This window comes from Dethiosulfovibrio faecalis (assembly GCF_021568795.1).
Classification (GTDB): domain Bacteria; phylum Synergistota; class Synergistia; order Synergistales; family Dethiosulfovibrionaceae; genus Dethiosulfovibrio; species Dethiosulfovibrio faecalis.
Genome location: NZ_JAKGUE010000001.1, coordinates 355,483 through 371,411, shown reverse-complemented (window position 1 = coordinate 371,411; position 15,929 = coordinate 355,483). Strand labels below are relative to the sequence as shown.

Here is a 15,929-nt window from a genome sequence, read left to right as displayed (position 1 = left end):
GGGAATTGTGATTTCTCAAAAATAGAGTATAGTATTGTTCTGTACGGGGGAGGGGAATTCATGGTTCTCGGTGTAGGCGTCGATCTCTGTCGAGTATCTCGACTGGCGAGGTGCATAGAAAACGATCGTTTTCTCAAGAGGGTCTTCTCTCCTGAGGAAATAGACTACGCCATGTCCCGTCCGGTTCCTGCCAGACATTTGGCCGCTTCTTTCGCTGCCAGAGAGGCATTCTCAAAGGCCTCCGGCGTTCACCTGGCCAAGGTGGTCTTTCAAGGAGTTTGGGTTTCCCGAACGGAGAAAGGTCCTTCCATCAGGTTGGGCGGACTTTCTCCGGAGATCGGACAATATTTAAGAGAGAACCGTTTTCACCTTTCGTTGAGCCATGACGGTGACTACGCATTAGCTTTTGTGGTTATGGAGGAGGGGCCATACCATGAAAACCTTAAATAAGATTTATCCTTCTGAGGTCATACAGTCCGCAGATAGGTACGCCATGGATCGCCTGGGCATACCCTCTGAGATACTCATGGAAAACGCCGGTATCGCATGTGCCGATATGGCAGCCTCCATGTCCGCAGTCGGGGACGAAGTGGCCATATTAGCCGGTACCGGAAGCAACGGAGGCGACGGATTCGTAGTGGCCAGGCATCTTGCCAGAATGGGCCGACGTGTCTCCGTCTTTCTCGCTGGGGACGAGTCCCGTCTGTCCGGTGCCGCCTCTGCAAACTATTCCATCCTGACCAAACTTCACATACCGTGTGTAAAAACAGAGGATCTTTCCGATACGGAGTTGGCTGACTCGGTCGGTCGAGCTTCCCTGGTAATCGACGCATTGCTCGGTACCGGTGCTAAGGGAGCTCCCAGAGGGGAGGTCCTCCGTGCCGTATGCTCCGCCCGAAAGGCTAGACAGATCTTAGCCATAGACGGCCCGTCAGGTGTCGACCTGAGCGACGGTACCGTTCTCGGAGAGGTGATAAAGGCAGACGTGACGGTGACCATGATTGCCGGAAAGATCGGCCATTTCGTTTCCCCAGGGCGAATTTATTCAGGGGATCTCGTTATAGCTCATATAGGCGTGGACGACGAGGTCATCGTCAGAGACGACGAGGAGCTGTCCATGGACCTGATAGACAGACGGTGGGTAGAGGAGAGATACCCTTCTACCCGTCTGGACGCCCACAAGGGAAGCCGCGGAGGCGTGTTGATAATCGCCGGGTCTCTCAGATATCCGGGGGCTGCCGCTTTGGCCTCCATGGGGGCTCTCAGAGGAGGCGCTGGGCTCTGCGTCTTGGCGGCTCCAGAGATCGTGAGGCCCTATATTTCCTCTCTCCCGGAGGTCATTTTCGAGCCGATGAACACTCCCGACGAACTGAGCGCTATTCTCGACAGATGGAGAGAGAGGTGTTCCGTCGCCGTGGTGGGGCCAGGTCTGGACAGGAACGGCCTTTCAGAGGAGATCTTCTCCTGCTTTTGGGAGGATGGAGGCTATAAAACCGTCGTAGACGGAGACGGGCTTTTCTTCTTGGCCTCTCGAAAGGATCGCCGGGAAAACCTATTGATAACTCCCCACGAGGGAGAGGCCGCCAGGCTTTTAGATTGGACTCCATCCGATGTGGCTTACCGAAGGTTGTCTGCCGTGACCGAGCTAGGGGAAAAATACGGCCTCTGTCTTTTGAAGGGATACGGAACATTGATAAGCGACGGTCGGAGGCGTTCTGTCATCTCCTCGGGTAATCAGGCCCTGTCCATACCGGGTTCGGGAGACGTCCTCTCAGGGTTGGTCGGAGCGATGTGGGCTAGAGGTCTATCCTCCATGGAGGCTGGGGCTATGGCCTCGTGGATCCATGGAGTCTCTGGAGAAAATCTCTCTGAGAAAAGCGTGGATGGACTAAGAGCTTCAGAGATAGCCGACGAGATTCCATCGGTGATGGGAGAGGTTCTATGAGAGGAAGAGAGCCGGTCGATTGGGATAAAGAGCTGCTTAAAACAAAGAAAATACAGCGTAGAGGTCTGGGAATATCGGCTTTATCCCTGTTGTTTGCCTTGGCCATGATAGGCGGAGTCAAGTTTTATCGTCCGGAGGTCGCCATCTCTAAGGCCCTTCTGCCTGCCATAGCGATGTTTTTCGCCATGGGGATCATCTTTCTCGTATTGATGAAAAGGTGGAAAAGATGACTTTTTCGATTACAACCACGTCGTCGGAGGAGACTGAGTCTTTCGGTGCCGCCTTCGCAAAAGCCCTGACTCCGGGGTCGATAGTCCTGTTGAACGGTACTTTGGGTATGGGAAAGACCACCTTCGTCAGAGGGATGCTCAAAGCACTTGGATGGAGGGAAGTGAGAAGCCCTTCTTTTACCTTGGTTAACGAGTACGATTCGACCATCCCGGTAGCCCATGCCGATCTTTATCGTCTGGAAAAGGTCGATTTCAGAGAGCTGGGGCTGGACGAATACAGCGACGACGGATGGGTTGTCGTGATCGAATGGCCCGAGAGACTGACCTCCGTTCCTAAGCTGGAGGGTTTTTCCGTCTTTTTCAAGGGAGACGAGGACGATGCTTTCCTCAGAACCATAGAGGTCGATCCTCTGGACGATGTCAGTAGAGATCTTTTTGATTCCTTGGACCTAGAGGATTGGAGGCATTGATACATGGATAGAATTCTGGCCCTGGACTGTTCCAATCGTTGGACCTGCGGGGGAATCGTCTCCGAGGGGATCCCGGTTTCCGAGATCAACGTGGATCTCGGAAGGACCCAGGCAGCCATGCTTCCGTCTCTCGTGGATTCACTTCTCTCTTTTTCCGGGATGTCCTTGCAAGATATAGATGCGATAGCGGTTACGGTAGGTCCCGGGTATTTTACCGGAATACGCATAGCCGTGGCATATGGCGTCTCTCTCGCCAAGGGGCTGAGGCTTCCGGTTATACCGATAAGCTCTCTCGAAGCCCTGGCTAGGGGAGCTACCCCTATCATAGGGGATCTGACCGTCCCCTGTATAAGAGCTGGCCGAGATGCTGTCTATTCCGCCGCTTTTTATCTAACCGACGACGGATTCGAGGAGGTCATGGCCGAAAAAGAGAGATCTTTATCCGATCTATCGTCGGCCTTGAACGATTTAGACGGTTTTTCCAAGGTAGTGGTGACGGAAGACCGTACATGTCGAGGCATGCAATACGATGGTTCCATAAACCTTATTCCGAGTATCGGTGGTATCGCTACAGCCTTGACGGCTTGGCACCGCAAGGACTATGCGGTAGACCCCGAGGCCGTAAAGGCTAGATATCATAGAGATCCCGGCATAGGTGGTTTTTCAAGATAAACTTACATGTGCACCAACCGTTCCTGGGGGGAACGGAAAACCTTTGGAGGTGAATTTTTTGGCGAAGAAGTTTGAGGTAATCATCAACAAGACCTGGTGCAAAGGATGTTCACTCTGTGTGGAGATCTGTCCTAAGAAGGTCCTCGGCATCGACGACAGACAGAAAGCCGAGCCTTTCGAGCCCGAAAAGTGCATAGGGTGTCGCCAGTGCGAGAATATCTGTCCCGACTTGGCTATAACGATTAGGGAGGCGGAAAAAAATGGGTAAGGTAGCGTTTTGGCAGGGTAACGAGGCTTTGGCTATGGGGGCCTTGGCTGCCGGCTGTCGTTTCTTCGGCGGTTATCCCATAACCCCCTCCACCGAGATTGCTGAAAAGATGGCGGAAGAGCTTCCCAAACTGGACGGTCGCTTCATCCAGATGGAGGACGAGATTTCCGCCATAGCAGCGACCATTGGCGCTTCCATCGCCGGTTCCAAGGCTCTCACCGCGACCTCCGGGCCTGGTTTTTCCCTTAAGCAGGAGAACCTGGGTCTTGCCTACGAGGCGGAGATACCGATAGTCGTAGTCGACGTCATGAGAGGCGGCCCTTCCACGGGGCTTCCCACTAAAGCGGGACAGCAGGACGTCATGCAGGCTCGTTGGGGAACCCACGGGGATCACGGCACTATAGCCTATGCTCCTTCCTCGGTGGAGGAGTGCTACACCATGGCTATAGAGGCCTTCAACGCCGCCGAGAAATATCGTCAGCCGGTGTTGATAATGAGTGACGCCGAGATCGGTCATATGAGAGAGAAGATAGAGATTCCCGATCCCGAGGACATCAGAATCTCGAACAGGAAAAAGCCGACCGTGGAAATGGACAAGTTCGTCCCATATAAAGCAGACCCAGAGGACGATATCCCTCCGATGGCTTCCTTCGGCGACGGCTATCGTTGGCACGTGACCGGTCTTACCCACAACGACTGGGGATTCCCGACCAATAACGCCGACGAGATAGAGAAGAAGATGACCCGTCTGATGAGAAAGATAGACCGGTTCAGAGACGATATAGTCCGTTACGATACCGAGTCCGTCGAGGACGCCGATATCCTGGTGGTCTCTTACGGAAGCGTGGCTCGTTCCAGTTCCAGAGCCGTCAAGGACGCCAGAGCCAGGGGAATGAAGGTAGGACACTTCCGCCCCATAACCCTGTGGCCCTTCCCCGACAAGGAGCTGGAGAAGCTCGCCCGCAAGGTCAAGACCATCATAGTCCCCGAGCTGAACTGTGGCCAGATGGTATTGGAAGTGGAGCGTGCGGTTCACGGAAAATCCAGGGTAATACCCATGGAGTTGGTAAACGGGGATCTGTTCCACCCCAAGGATATCCTCGAAAAAATCTCCCAGGAGGTCAGATAAGATGCCCTCGAAAGAAGTATACAGCTGGCTCAGAACTCGGTTTTTCCCTCATATGTGGTGTCCCGGATGCGGCCACGGCATAATCATGCATTCGCTGTTCCGGGCGTTGGTTGACCTTAAGAAAGACCAGAGCAACACTGTCATAGCCTCCGGTATCGGATGTTCCAGCCGTATGCCCGGTTATATCGATGCCTGCACCCTTCACACGACCCACGGTCGTTCTCTGGGATTCGCCACGGGCATCAAGATGGTCAAGCCGGAGATGACCGTTATAGACGTAATGGGCGACGGAGACTGCTCCGCCATAGGTGGCAACCACTTCATCCACGCCTGCCGACGTAACATCGACATAACGGCCATCGTGATGAACAACAACATCTACGGTATGACCGGAGGACAGGCATCCCCCACCACCCCCGGCGGGGCTTTGGCCACCACCGCTCCTTACGGTGCAGTGGATCCCACCTTCGATCTCTGTCGTTTGGCCGAGGGAGCCGGAGCTACCTTTGTGGCAAGATCGACCATCGCCAACCCCAAACAGGCTGAGAAATATATCGTCGATGGCATAAAACATAAGGGGTTCTCCGTGGTGGAGATAATCTCCAGCTGTCACACCCAGTTCGGTCGTAAGAACAACAGGCGTACTCCCATATCCAACATAGAGTTCCTCAAGTCCGCCACCGTCACCAAGGAAAAGGCAAAGGACATGTCTCCGGAGGAGCTTTACGGCAAGATAGTCGTAGGAGAGTTCGTCAACAAGACCGCTGCCGAGTACACCGAGCAATACCTTGCCATGACCAAGAAAGTGAGGGAAGGCTAATGAGCGATCGTTTCGAAATTCGTTTCGCCGGCTCCGGCGGACAGGGCGTTATCTTGGCCTCGGTTGTAGTCGGAGAGGCCGTATCTCTTTACGCCGACGGGCTGTTCGCAGTTCAGACCCAGAGCTACGGTCCCGAAGCCAGAGGAGGCAGCTCCAAGGCAGAGGTGGTCATCTCCAGCGAGCCCATAGACTATCCCATGCCGGTTCAGCCGAATCTACAGGTTATCCTGACTTCCCAAGCTTGCGAGAAGTATGCTGCGGAGACGAAGCCCGGAGGACGGTTGATAATAGACGATTTCTATGTCAAGGATATACCTGAGGTGGACGCCAACATCTATCATCTTCCCATCGTGAAGACGGCGAGAGACGTCATCGGACGAGAGCTTGTCACCAACATGGTATCTCTCGGAATGGTGGCCAGGGTGCTCGAGCTTGAAAAAGTGGCGGAACCCGAAGCGATAAGAAAGGCCATCCTCTCCAGGGTCCCCAAGGGAACGGAGGAGATGAACGGCAAGGCTTTCGACGAGGGCTATAAAGTCTTCAAGAACAGCCAGTCGCTCCACTTTTAGTGTAGAATAAGAACATATATCGTGCCGGGGAGAGATAAAAACTCTACCCCGGCATATTTTTGGGGGGATCTCCGTGGGCAAAGAAATCACTCTTACAGTCAGGGACGTGAATTCCAGGGGACAAGGGGTGGCAGTCGGAGAGGACGGCAAAGTAGTCTTCCTGGATGGAGGTCTGCCTTCCGAGATAGTAAGGGTCTCCCTGGAGACGGAGAAAAAAAACTACGCCACTGCTAAGGTCCTTAATGTCGAGGTTCCGTCGGAACATAGGATAACCCCTAGATGTCCCTGGTACGGTCTCTGCGGAGGATGTCAGCTCCAACACGGAAGTTACGATCTACAGCTGGAGATAAAGGCCAAGAGCGTGAAAGACGCCATGGAGAGGATCGGAAGGATGAAGGTAGAGAGACCCATCTGTCACCCGAGTCCTATTCAATGGGGCTATCGTAACAAGGCCTCGTTTCCCGTAAGATCCGAAAACGGTGGGGAAATAGGTTTTTTTAGATCCGGTAGCCATAAGTTGGTCCCCATCGACGGATGTCCCGTTCTCATGCCCCACGTGGAAAAACTCTACGTCGATTTCAGGAATAGGGTGATGCCGGAGTTGAAAAGGGACGGAGTTCCCTTTTACGACGAGAGACGGCATAAAGGCCTGTTGCGACACATGGTTATCAGGGGCAACAGAGGGGGCTCTCTTTTGGCTCTAGCCGTGGTGACATCCCTCAGAGACTGCCGTGGCAAGGAGCTTCTCGAGCGATCCCTAGCTAGGCTGAAGGAGACGACTCAGGCGCCGTTTTCCGGAGTCTGGAACGAAAACCCCTCCAGGGGAAACAGGATACTTGGAGAGAGATCGTCGACGATATGGGGAGAAGGGGTCATGTCGGAAAAGATCTCCAACTACGATCTATCCTATGACGGGACCGCTTTCTTTCAGGTAAATCCGTTTCAGGCGGAAAGGCTCTTCCTCAGAGCGTCCTCTATCGTTGCCGAAAGGGGAGGGGCGGTCGTGGAACTCTACGCCGGAGTAGGGGCCCTGACCGTCGTTTTAGCCAAAGCTGCGAAAACGGTATTGGCGGTGGAGGAGTGGGCACCGGCGATCGAAGGGCTTTTGAAAAACGTCTCCCGTAACGGATTGGACAACGTCAAGGGGATATGCAACAGGGCGGAGGATACCGTTAGAACCATGGTGGAAGCCCAGCCTGACGTGATCGTCGTCGATCCTCCGAGAGGCGGCTGCGCCTCGGAGGTACTGGACGCCGTTACGGAGAGCTCCGCCGATACGTTGGTCTACGTCTCCTGTAATCCATCTACACTGGCAAGAGACGGCGCCAAGCTGGTCTCCGACGGTTGGGAGTTGACCACATTGGAGTGTTTCGACCTGTTCCCCCAGACCGTCCACGTCGAAACCCTGGCCTCGTTCAAACGTATCGCAAGAGGTTGACATATCTGCATGAATCGCTATAATTACGGGCGTCGATCGATTCCAGACGTCAGTGTGCGGACATAGCTCAGTCGGTAGAGCATTAGCTTCCCAAGCTAAGGGTCGCGGGTTCGAATCCCGTTGTCCGCTCCATATAAAAAGCAAAAGAGCTCAGCTGTCTTTAATTGACAGTTGGGCTCTTTTGCTTTTTATAGCTCTTTTTAGGGGATAATTCGTTTTCGGCCATTTGTTTTGATTGACACGACTATCCTCGATCACTAAAATTGAGTGGTGTCCCGGTCTGTACACGAGAGTACAGACCTTTTGAAGGATTTTGTTCCTCGAAAGGAGGTGAGCGGAATGGCGACCAGTCTTACCGAAGAGATCAAAAAGGTCGAAGCTCAGGCTAAACAACGGGTGGCTGAAGCCAGATCCGAGGCAGCTAGGATAGTCTCCAAGGCAAGGGACGAGGCGGATCTTATGCGCAAGGAATCGAAGCAGGAGGCCTACAAGAGGTACAAAAGCCGATTGACCGAGGTCGAGGCGGAGGCGGAAAAAAAGGCCGACTCCATCGTTGCGGAGGGCGAAAAAGAAGCTCAGAAGTTTATCGAGGCCGGTAGAAAAGGTGTCGGTGCTGTGTCCTCCTGGGTTGCGGAAGAGGTGATGGCTAGATATGGGCGTAGCTAGTGTCAAAAAGCTGGAGCTTTACGCTCACAACACCGTGGTCGACACGGTTCTCGCCACGCTTCAGAAGTTAGGGTGTTGTGAGATCGTCCTTCCCGATGGAGACGAGGATGGACAGAAGTCTCCGGCAATTCTGGCGGATTTGGACGATAAGATCAGCGAAGCCCGATATCTCCTCAGGATACTGGAGCCCTATTATGTGGACGAGGTCAGCTCTATAGCTAGATCCTTTGGGGAAAAACCGGAGTGCTCACTTCGGTATTTGGCTTCCGCGTCCGAATCGTTCGAGGTCAAGGAGAGGGCGGAGGAAGTTCGCGCCCTGGAGAGAAAACTCGTCGAAATTCGATCGGATATATCTCAAACGGACGGATATATCTCTTTTCTTGGCGAGTTGAAGGATATGCCCTATCCGATGAGCCTCATGTCCTCCGGAACCGAAAGCGTCTCCGGTGTAATTGGGACCATCCCGGTCGAAAAGATAGACCAGTGGAATCGGTCCATTTTAGACGCTTTGGGAGAGGACATCGAGACCTATCATGTGCCGTTCGGCCCCAAGGATAAAGAGACCTGGGTCGTGATGGTGGGGCTAAGAGCCTTGGAATCGAGGGCTATGGAGATAGCCGGCGGTTTCGGCTTTTCAAAGATCGATGTTTCGAAAGACCTGTCCCTGTCTTCGCAGGAGGAGATAAAACGCCTCGTCGAGAAGAGGGAGCGGCTTCTAAAAGAGGCCGAGGATCTGGACGTTAAGATGCATCAAAAGGCGGAGGATCTGGTCCCTGACGTCAGAAGGTTCAGCGACTATTGGACTGTCCTTGCCGATCGCGCGAGAGCATTGGAGGGCGGAGAGTACACCGACGAAGTCGTTTTAATCCGCTCCTGGGTTCCGGTGGAAGAAGAGGACGAACTGGTAAAGGCTCTTTCTCCTGTGTCCGATCTTACCGAACTTCGTTTTTACGATCCGGGGGAGTCCGACATGCCTCCGACCCTGCTTCAAAATCCCGAGTGGTCTCTTCCGTTCGAGACCTTGACCAAGCTTTACGGAGCTCCCAAATACGGTGGTATAGATCCGACTCCTCTGTTGGCGCCGTTTTTCTTCATATTCTTCGGAATGTGTCTGGGAGACGGTGGGTACGGTCTCATCATGGTCGGTTTCTTCATGGCCTTCCTTAAAAAATTCAAGAAAATGCCCTCGGGAACCAAGCAATTCTTCTCTCTTTTCGTTCTGTCCGGCATCGCCGCCACCTTGGTCGGCGCCTTAACCGGAAGTTGGATGGGAGACATGATAGACGTAGTACCGTTCCTTCGTTTCCTTAAGCCCATCAAGGATATCCCGGTCCTTCTGATTCCCATGAACGATCCTATGGCCTTTTTAGGGATCTCTCTGGTTTTCGGTATAGTCCAAATATTCTTTGGGATGGCCGTAGCTATGAAGGATTGCCTCAAAAAAGGCGATTACATGGGCGCTTTCGCGGACCAACTCGGATGGATGGTCTTTCTTACCGGACTTCTTCTTTTAGGCGCTTCCGCGAAGTTGCCGGCAATCTCCTGGTTGGGCAAGCTCGTAACAGCAGCTGGAGCGATAACCTTGGTGGCGACACAGGGCAGAGACAAAGACGGCATGATCCAAAAGGCTATCTCTGGGCTCCTGAGCCTGTACAACGTGACAGCCTACTTGGGGGACGTCCTCAGTTACAGTCGTCTCCTGGCCTTGGGATTGGCTACTTCGGCCATCGCTATGATAATAAACATGTTGGCCGGTCTTTCCTCGAGCATTCCTTACGTAGGATGGCTGATAGCCATCGTGCTTTTCCTGGGAGGTCACCTTTTCAGCGTTGCAGTCAACGTTCTGGGAGCGTTCGTCCACTCTCTGCGTCTACAGTACGTGGAGTTTTTTAGCAAGTTCTACGCCGGAGGAGGCCGCCTTTTCGAACCTCTTCGGTATAACACGAAGTACGTCGCCATATCAGAAGAGGGCGGCGAAGGCTAGTAGATTGGTCTATCCCGCAATAGGGAGTCACCATTTATTTTTGTGAGGGGAGTGTCGTACTTTATGGAACATCTCGGTGTTATGCTGACGATTCTTGGTGCAGCTTTGGCCGCCGGTTTCGCCGGTGCTGGATCGGCTATCGGAGTTGGTATTGCCGGTGAATCCGGCGCTGGAGTCATGACGGAGGATCCCGGTAAATTTGGTTTGGTGCTTCTGCTTCAGGCCCTTCCGGGAACTCAGGGAATATACGGTCTTCTAATTGCTTTCTTTGCCATGCTCAAGGCCGGCCTCATCGGAGGAGAGCCTACGATGGCGATAACCTGGCTCAACGGACTCGGTGTGCTTTTCGCCTGCCTTCCCATCGCCATTGCCGGATATTTTTCCGGAATAGCTCAGGGAAAGACCTCCGCTTCCTGTATTCAGATGATCGCCAAGCGTCCGGAGGAGACCGGTAAAGCCGTTATCCTTCCCGCTATGGTCGAGACCTACGCCGTTCTTGCCCTTTTGGTGAGTATCCTCCTGCTTAACGGGATCTCCTAGGCTTAGGCCTGAAGAGTTGGAGTGATCGGCATGTCTTTATCCGATATAAAGAAAAAAATCGAGGCCGATGCCAATGCAGAGGCCGGAAAAATCCTGGATAAAGCTCGAGAACAGGCCGGAGAGATAACGGCCGAGGTAAAGAGAGAGGTGGAGTCTATGAAGGACTCCTACGAATCTCGATTCGAGAGCGAAAAACCGGAAATTATGCGGCGTCGCGAGATAGTGGCGAAGCTGGACGTCAAGAAACTCGAGCTCGGTGCCAGGCAACAGCTCGTCGACGAGGTTTACAAGGGATCCCTTGAAAAACTCAGAGCCCTTTCCGCCGCGAAGTATATTTCTTTCGTCGAATCCCTCTTGGGGAAAGCGGTTCAGACAGGCGACGAGGAGATAGTCATAGGTAAAGGGGACAAACACCTCAGCGAGACCTGGCTCAAGGGATACAACGAAAAGCACAAGACCAACCTGACTATGTCGGGAGAAAAGACTCCAATAACCGGAGGCTTTGTACTCAAGAGGGATAAAATAAGCGAAAACGCTTCCTTCGATATGTTGGTCCGCTGGCTTCGGGACGATCTTGAGGCAGACGTTGTAAAACGGCTGTTCTCAGAGTAGTTGGGCGGTGAACACATGGCCCCGGCGGAACGATATGGATATTCGGTCGCGCGTCTGAGGGCGATGGAGAATCGGTTACTCGACGAGTCCCTCTTCCAGAGGCTTATCGAGTGTGACGGTCTGGACGGAGCCATAAAAATACTTGGGGAGACCGTTTATGCCCCATGGATCATGGAGATGAAGTCCAACGAGGAGTTTGACTCGGCCATCGAGGCGGAACTTCATCTCGCTTACGATGAGATCAGCCGATTCACCCCAGACGAGGAGTTGGTTCAGCTTTGCCGACTGCCTTACGATTTTCACAATGTCAAGGTTCTGGTGAAGAGCCTGATCCTCTCCAAAGAAGGGGGAGATCGTCGCTTCGATCTCCTGACGTCTCTGGGGACCATCGACACCGATTCTTTGGTCATGGCAGTGGAGAGCGAGGAGTATCGCCTCTTGCCATTTGGCCTGCATCGCTCTATCCCGCAGGTGTTGACTCATTGGGATCAGAATCACGATATGCTGGCGATCGAGTGTGCCTTGGACAGAGGTCTCTTCGAGGCCATGTCCGATTTGGTCGGCAAGCTCTCGATGCCGCAGGTGGATCTTTGGTTCAAGAGGCGGGTAGACGCGGAGAACGTCCGTACTCTCATCAGGTTAAGTCGAGCCCAGGTGGAATCCTCTACAGCGGTGGATTTTCTACATAAAGGCGGGGATATATCGATAGACCGTCTTATATCCACTCTGGCAGAGCCTATCGAAAGCTGGGGAAGGCTTCTGGCCTTCGCTGACGTAGGAACTGTATTCGACCATATCCAGGATTCCTCCGACATGGAGACACTTCTGATGGTGTTCGACAAGATCCTAGATGATTACGTCACCGATGTACTGCAAGAGGCTAAGTACGGCTGCTTCGAGCCGGAAAACGTACTTCGTTTTTCCTGGTTGAAGGAGATGGAAGCTAAAAACCTGAGGGTCATCTTGGTTTCCATCGCCAACGGAGCCGATCGAGATATGGTGAGGAGGCTGATGCGTCGTGTCGGATAAAAGCTCTCGCCCTATGGCCGCGATCGGACAGTATGATACGGTGTTGCCATTTCAGGCAGTAGGCGTAAAGCCCTTCCCTGTCGGAGAGAATTCCGATGAGGTCAAGAAACTTCTGGAACGACTGGCCAGAGAGAACTACGCAGTCGTCTTCGTGGAGGAGGCCCTCTTCGTCGAGAATCAGGACCTCATCTCGGAGCTCAACCAGGAGTATCCCGCCAGCATGATCCCCATCCCAGGCATAAGAGGGTCTCTCAACGTCGGACTCTCCGCAATTCGCGGAAACGTGGAGCGAGCCGTGGGAATGGATATCTTTGCTGAAAAATAGTTAAGGCTGGAGGCGATTCATAGTGGCCACGGATAAGGTCATAAAAGGCAGCATAGAAAGAATATCCGGACCCCTGGTAGTCGCTAAGGGAATGATCGGTGCCAGCATGTACGACGTGGTCCGTATCGGGGAAATAGGTCTTGTCGGCGAAATTATTGAGCTGAAAGACGAATATGCCTCGATTCAGGCCTACGAGGAGACGTCGGGGCTAAAACCCGGCGAACCAGTCGTAAGCACCGGAGAACCCCTTAGCGTCGAGCTTGGGCCCGGACTGATAGAGCAGTTTTACGATGGCGTTCAGAGACCTCTCAAGAGCATCGAGGACGCCGCTCAGAGTCCTTATATAGCGAAGGGGATCGACGTCCCCGCCCTGGATCACTCGAAAAAATGGGATTTTGAACCCCGTCTTAAGGAAGGGGATCAGGTTTCCCAGGGAGATGTCCTCGGAGTAGTACAGGAAACCGTGCTGGTCGAACATCGCATAATGGTGCCTATCGGCGTATCCGGCAAGATAAAGAAGATCTCCAAGGGAAGTTTTACCGTCGACGACGTGGTCGTTGTAATAGAGGGCGACGACAAGGAGAAGCACGATGTAAGGATGGCCCAGAAATGGCCCGTCCGTAAATCCCGTCCGGTAGCGAAGAGGCTTCCTCCCGTGACTCCCTTGACCACCGGTCAGAGGGTAGTGGACACCTTCTTCCCCATAGCCAAGGGGGGAACAGCCTGTGTGCCCGGACCCTTCGGCTCCGGCAAAACGGTCATACAGCACCAGCTGGCCAAGTGGGCGGAGGCTCAGATAGTCGTCTACATCGGCTGTGGCGAGAGAGGAAACGAGATGACCGACGTCCTCCTGGAGTTCCCCCATCTGGAGGACCCCAGATCGGGAGAGCCTCTGATGAAGAGAACGGTCCTCATCGCCAACACGTCCAACATGCCGGTTGCGGCCCGAGAGGCTAGCGTCTATACCGGCATAACCATGGCGGAGTATTACAGGGACATGGGCTACTCGGTAGCTCTGATGGCCGACTCCACCAGCCGTTGGGCCGAGGCCCTCAGAGAGATGTCCGGTCGACTGGAAGAGATGCCAGGAGAGGAAGGTTATCCCGCATATCTGGGAACCCGACTGGCATCCTTCTACGAGAGAGCTGGTCGTGCAGTCTGCTACGGCAGAGAGGCTGCCGAGGGATCCGTATCGGTTATCGGGGCCGTCTCTCCTCCCGGAGGAGACCTCTCCGAGCCCGTAACCCAGAATACCCTTCGAGTTACAAAGGTCTTTTGGGGACTGGACGCCCAGTTGGCCTATCAGCGCCACTTCCCGGCCATCAACTGGCTTCAAAGCTACTCTCTCTACACCAACAAGCTGGACGAGTACTGGGACGGAGAGTTCGACGATGAGTGGACTCACACTAGGGTCGAGGCCATGGGACTGCTTGAGGAGGAGGATAAACTCCGAGAGATAGTGAGGTTGGTCGGAATAGACGCCCTCTCCAGAAACGAGAGGATGATACTCGAGACGGCCAAGTCCCTCAGGGAGGATTTCCTGCACCAGAACGCCTTCCACGAGACCGACACCTATACGTCGATGAAGAAGCAGTTCAAGATGCTTTCGACTATCATAAAATTCCATCATTACGGAACCGAGGCGCTGAAAAACGGTGCTCCCATGAACGAGCTTTTCAACCTCTCTGTCAGAGAGAAGATAGCCAGGATGGGACTCGTTGCCGAGGACTCGCTTCAGCAGATCGACGATCTTGAGAACGTGATGAAGGAAGAGATCGCCAAACTGGTTCCGACGGGAGGCGAATCCAATGTTGCCTAGAGAATATAAGACCATCAGCAGCCTTCAGGGACCGCTCCTCGTGGTTGAGAAAGTCCAGGACGTTAAATACGACGAGCTGGTCGAGATCGAGCTTTCCAACGGCGAACATCGTCGTGGGAGGGTCTTGGAGATAGACTCCAACAGAGCGTTGGTACAGGTTTTCGAGGGTACAGACGGGATCGACATAGAGGATACCAAGGTCCGTTTCGTCGGAAAGGTCCTCACCCTGCCGGTCAGCGGAGACATGCTGGGACGGGTCTTCAACGGTAGAGGAGAGCCCATCGACGGAGGGGCTCCGATAATCGCCGCCGACAACATCGATGTCAACGGTCTGCCAATGAACCCCTATTCCCGTGACTATCCGGAGGAGTTCATACAGACCGGTATATCGACCATCGATGGGATGAATCCCATGGTTCGAGGCCAGAAACTGCCCATATTCTCCGGAGCAGGGCTTCCCCACAACAGAATGGCGGCCCAGCTGGCCCGTCAGGCGAACGTAATCAGCGGCCACGAGGCTTTCGCCGTCGTATTTGCCGCCATGGGAATAACCTTCGAGGAGGCCTCTTTCTTCATGGAGGACTTCAGGAGAACCGGTGCTCTGGAGCGAACCGTAATGTACGTCAACCTGGCCGACGATCCGGCTATCGAGCGAATCACCACTCCCCGTTTGGCTTTGACTGCGGCGGAGTATCTCGCCTTCGAAAAGAATATGCACGTCTTGGTCATCCTTACCGACCTCACCAACTACTGCGAGGCTCTTCGTGAGATCTCGGCGGCCAGAAAAGAGGTTCCGGGTAGACGTGGTTACCCCGGATATCTCTACACCGACCTCGCCACTATGTACGAGCGGGCCGGTAAGATAAAGGGGCGCAGCGGATCCATAACCCAGGTTCCCATACTTACCATGCCGGAAAACGACAAGACCCACCCGATTCCGGACCTTACGGGTTATATCACAGAGGGTCAGATAATCCTCAGTCCCAACCTTCACCGTAAGGGCATATATCCCCCGGTGGACGTCATGCCTTCGCTGTCCAGACTCAAGGACAAGGGTATCGGCAAGGGAAAGACCAGAGAGGATCACGCCGACCTGATGAACCAGCTCTTCGCTGCCTACGCCAGGGGCAAGGAGGCCAAGGAGTTGGCCGTCATATTGGGAGAGGGTGCTCTGTCCGAGGACGACAAGGCTTTCGCCTCTTTCGCCGACCGTTTCGAGGACGAGTACGTCCGTCAGGGAGAGTACAAAAACCGGACGGTGGAGGAAACCCTTCAGCTTGGTTGGGAGCTCCTCACCATGGTCCCTGTCAAGGAACTCAAGCGTGTCCACGACGAGTATATAGAGAGGTATCTGCTGCCTCTCAAAGAGGGTCAGAAGTCCGCAGAAGAAGTCAAGGCTTAGCGGGGTGATGT

The 15,929-nt window shown here is 53.9% G+C and carries 18 protein-coding genes and 1 tRNA gene; all 19 read left to right on the top strand.

The window, feature by feature from the left end; all coding sequences use genetic code 11:
- Positions 1-60: 60 nt before the first annotated feature.
- Positions 61-450 (top strand): holo-ACP synthase, encoded by a 390-nt coding sequence (gene acpS, locus L2W58_RS01935; RefSeq protein ID WP_236101321.1) that lies wholly within the window; start codon positions 61-63, stop codon positions 448-450.
- Positions 434-1,945, top strand: coding sequence for an NAD(P)H-hydrate dehydratase (locus L2W58_RS01930; RefSeq protein WP_236101320.1), 1,512 nt, complete (start codon positions 434-436; stop codon positions 1,943-1,945). Before acpS ends, L2W58_RS01930 begins: the two co-directional genes overlap by 17 nt.
- Positions 1,942-2,175 (top strand): hypothetical protein, encoded by a 234-nt coding sequence (locus tag L2W58_RS01925; protein WP_236101319.1) that lies wholly within the window; start codon positions 1,942-1,944, stop codon positions 2,173-2,175. The genes L2W58_RS01930 and L2W58_RS01925 overlap by 4 nt, the downstream gene beginning before the upstream one ends.
- On the top strand, positions 2,172-2,645 hold the full coding sequence (gene tsaE, locus L2W58_RS01920; protein ID WP_236101318.1) for a tRNA (adenosine(37)-N6)-threonylcarbamoyltransferase complex ATPase subunit type 1 TsaE: 474 nt from the start codon (positions 2,172-2,174) through the stop codon (positions 2,643-2,645). Before L2W58_RS01925 ends, tsaE begins: the two co-directional genes overlap by 4 nt.
- Before the next feature lie 3 nt (positions 2,646-2,648).
- Entirely contained in the window at positions 2,649-3,317 is a 669-nt protein-coding gene (tsaB, locus tag L2W58_RS01915; protein WP_236101317.1) for a tRNA (adenosine(37)-N6)-threonylcarbamoyltransferase complex dimerization subunit type 1 TsaB, read from the top strand.
- A gap of 58 nt (positions 3,318-3,375) precedes the next feature.
- On the top strand, positions 3,376-3,585 hold the full coding sequence (locus L2W58_RS01910) for a 4Fe-4S dicluster domain-containing protein (RefSeq protein ID WP_005661975.1): 210 nt from the start codon (positions 3,376-3,378) through the stop codon (positions 3,583-3,585).
- Positions 3,578-4,714: a 2-oxoacid:acceptor oxidoreductase subunit alpha gene (locus L2W58_RS01905; RefSeq protein WP_236101315.1), complete on the top strand. Its 1,137-nt coding sequence runs from the start codon at positions 3,578-3,580 to the stop codon at positions 4,712-4,714. Before L2W58_RS01910 ends, L2W58_RS01905 begins: the two co-directional genes overlap by 8 nt.
- A 1-nt stretch (position 4,715) precedes the next feature.
- The gene (locus tag L2W58_RS01900) at positions 4,716-5,534 is read left to right on the top strand and encodes a 2-oxoacid:ferredoxin oxidoreductase subunit beta (RefSeq protein ID WP_236101313.1); all 819 of its coding nucleotides are present in this window, start codon (positions 4,716-4,718) and stop codon (positions 5,532-5,534) included.
- A complete protein-coding gene (locus tag L2W58_RS01895) occupies positions 5,534-6,103 on the top strand; it encodes a 2-oxoacid:acceptor oxidoreductase family protein (RefSeq protein WP_236101312.1) in 570 nt (189 codons plus the stop codon). The genes L2W58_RS01900 and L2W58_RS01895 overlap by 1 nt, the downstream gene beginning before the upstream one ends.
- A 73-nt stretch (positions 6,104-6,176) precedes the next feature.
- Positions 6,177-7,541 (top strand): 23S rRNA (uracil(1939)-C(5))-methyltransferase RlmD, encoded by a 1,365-nt coding sequence (rlmD, locus tag L2W58_RS01890; protein ID WP_236101310.1) that lies wholly within the window; start codon positions 6,177-6,179, stop codon positions 7,539-7,541.
- A gap of 56 nt (positions 7,542-7,597) precedes the next feature.
- Positions 7,598-7,673: transfer RNA gene (locus L2W58_RS01885), tRNA-Gly, on the top strand.
- Positions 7,674-7,880: 207 nt separating this feature from the next.
- A complete protein-coding gene (locus L2W58_RS01880; protein ID WP_236101308.1) occupies positions 7,881-8,207 on the top strand; it encodes a cell envelope biogenesis protein TolA in 327 nt (108 codons plus the stop codon).
- Positions 8,194-10,191, top strand: coding sequence for a V-type ATP synthase subunit I (locus tag L2W58_RS01875; protein ID WP_236101306.1), 1,998 nt, complete (start codon positions 8,194-8,196; stop codon positions 10,189-10,191). The genes L2W58_RS01880 and L2W58_RS01875 overlap by 14 nt, the downstream gene beginning before the upstream one ends.
- Positions 10,192-10,254: 63 nt before the next feature.
- Entirely contained in the window at positions 10,255-10,731 is a 477-nt protein-coding gene (locus L2W58_RS01870) for a V-type ATP synthase subunit K (protein ID WP_005661983.1), read from the top strand.
- A gap of 30 nt (positions 10,732-10,761) precedes the next feature.
- A complete protein-coding gene (locus tag L2W58_RS01865) occupies positions 10,762-11,343 on the top strand; it encodes a V-type ATP synthase subunit E (protein WP_236101304.1) in 582 nt (193 codons plus the stop codon).
- A gap of 15 nt (positions 11,344-11,358) precedes the next feature.
- Positions 11,359-12,372 carry a V-type ATPase subunit gene (locus L2W58_RS01860; RefSeq protein WP_255700333.1) on the top strand — a complete coding sequence of 338 codons (1,014 nt, stop codon included), beginning with the start codon at positions 11,359-11,361 and terminating at the stop codon, positions 12,370-12,372.
- Positions 12,362-12,697 carry a V-type ATP synthase subunit F gene (locus L2W58_RS01855; protein WP_236101300.1) on the top strand — a complete coding sequence of 112 codons (336 nt, stop codon included), beginning with the start codon at positions 12,362-12,364 and terminating at the stop codon, positions 12,695-12,697. The genes L2W58_RS01860 and L2W58_RS01855 overlap by 11 nt, the downstream gene beginning before the upstream one ends.
- A 22-nt stretch (positions 12,698-12,719) precedes the next feature.
- Positions 12,720-14,516: a V-type ATP synthase subunit A gene (locus L2W58_RS01850; protein WP_236101299.1), complete on the top strand. Its 1,797-nt coding sequence runs from the start codon at positions 12,720-12,722 to the stop codon at positions 14,514-14,516.
- The gene (locus L2W58_RS01845) at positions 14,506-15,918 is read left to right on the top strand and encodes a V-type ATP synthase subunit B (RefSeq protein ID WP_236101298.1); all 1,413 of its coding nucleotides are present in this window, start codon (positions 14,506-14,508) and stop codon (positions 15,916-15,918) included. The genes L2W58_RS01850 and L2W58_RS01845 overlap by 11 nt, the downstream gene beginning before the upstream one ends.
- Positions 15,919-15,929: the final 11 nt, after the last annotated feature.

Excerpts from the sequence above, each read along its gene's own strand:
- acpS (WP_236101321.1), top strand. The coding sequence starts at position 61 with ATGGTTCTCGGTGTAGGCGTCGATCTCTGTCGAGTATCTCGACTGGCG.
- L2W58_RS01930 (WP_236101320.1), top strand. The coding sequence starts at position 434 with ATGAAAACCTTAAATAAGATTTATCCTTCTGAGGTCATACAGTCCGCA.
- L2W58_RS01925 (WP_236101319.1), top strand. The coding sequence starts at position 1,942 with ATGAGAGGAAGAGAGCCGGTCGATTGGGATAAAGAGCTGCTTAAAACA.
- tsaE (WP_236101318.1), top strand. The coding sequence starts at position 2,172 with ATGACTTTTTCGATTACAACCACGTCGTCGGAGGAGACTGAGTCTTTC.
- tsaB (WP_236101317.1), top strand. The coding sequence starts at position 2,649 with ATGGATAGAATTCTGGCCCTGGACTGTTCCAATCGTTGGACCTGCGGG.
- L2W58_RS01905 (WP_236101315.1), top strand. The coding sequence starts at position 3,578 with ATGGGTAAGGTAGCGTTTTGGCAGGGTAACGAGGCTTTGGCTATGGGG.
- L2W58_RS01900 (WP_236101313.1), top strand. The coding sequence starts at position 4,716 with ATGCCCTCGAAAGAAGTATACAGCTGGCTCAGAACTCGGTTTTTCCCT.
- L2W58_RS01895 (WP_236101312.1), top strand. The coding sequence starts at position 5,534 with ATGAGCGATCGTTTCGAAATTCGTTTCGCCGGCTCCGGCGGACAGGGC.
- L2W58_RS01880 (WP_236101308.1), top strand. The coding sequence starts at position 7,881 with ATGGCGACCAGTCTTACCGAAGAGATCAAAAAGGTCGAAGCTCAGGCT.
- L2W58_RS01875 (WP_236101306.1), top strand. The coding sequence starts at position 8,194 with ATGGGCGTAGCTAGTGTCAAAAAGCTGGAGCTTTACGCTCACAACACC.
- L2W58_RS01870 (WP_005661983.1), top strand. The coding sequence starts at position 10,255 with ATGGAACATCTCGGTGTTATGCTGACGATTCTTGGTGCAGCTTTGGCC.
- L2W58_RS01865 (WP_236101304.1), top strand. The coding sequence starts at position 10,762 with ATGTCTTTATCCGATATAAAGAAAAAAATCGAGGCCGATGCCAATGCA.
- L2W58_RS01860 (WP_255700333.1), top strand. The coding sequence starts at position 11,359 with ATGGCCCCGGCGGAACGATATGGATATTCGGTCGCGCGTCTGAGGGCG.
- L2W58_RS01845 (WP_236101298.1), top strand. The coding sequence starts at position 14,506 with ATGTTGCCTAGAGAATATAAGACCATCAGCAGCCTTCAGGGACCGCTC.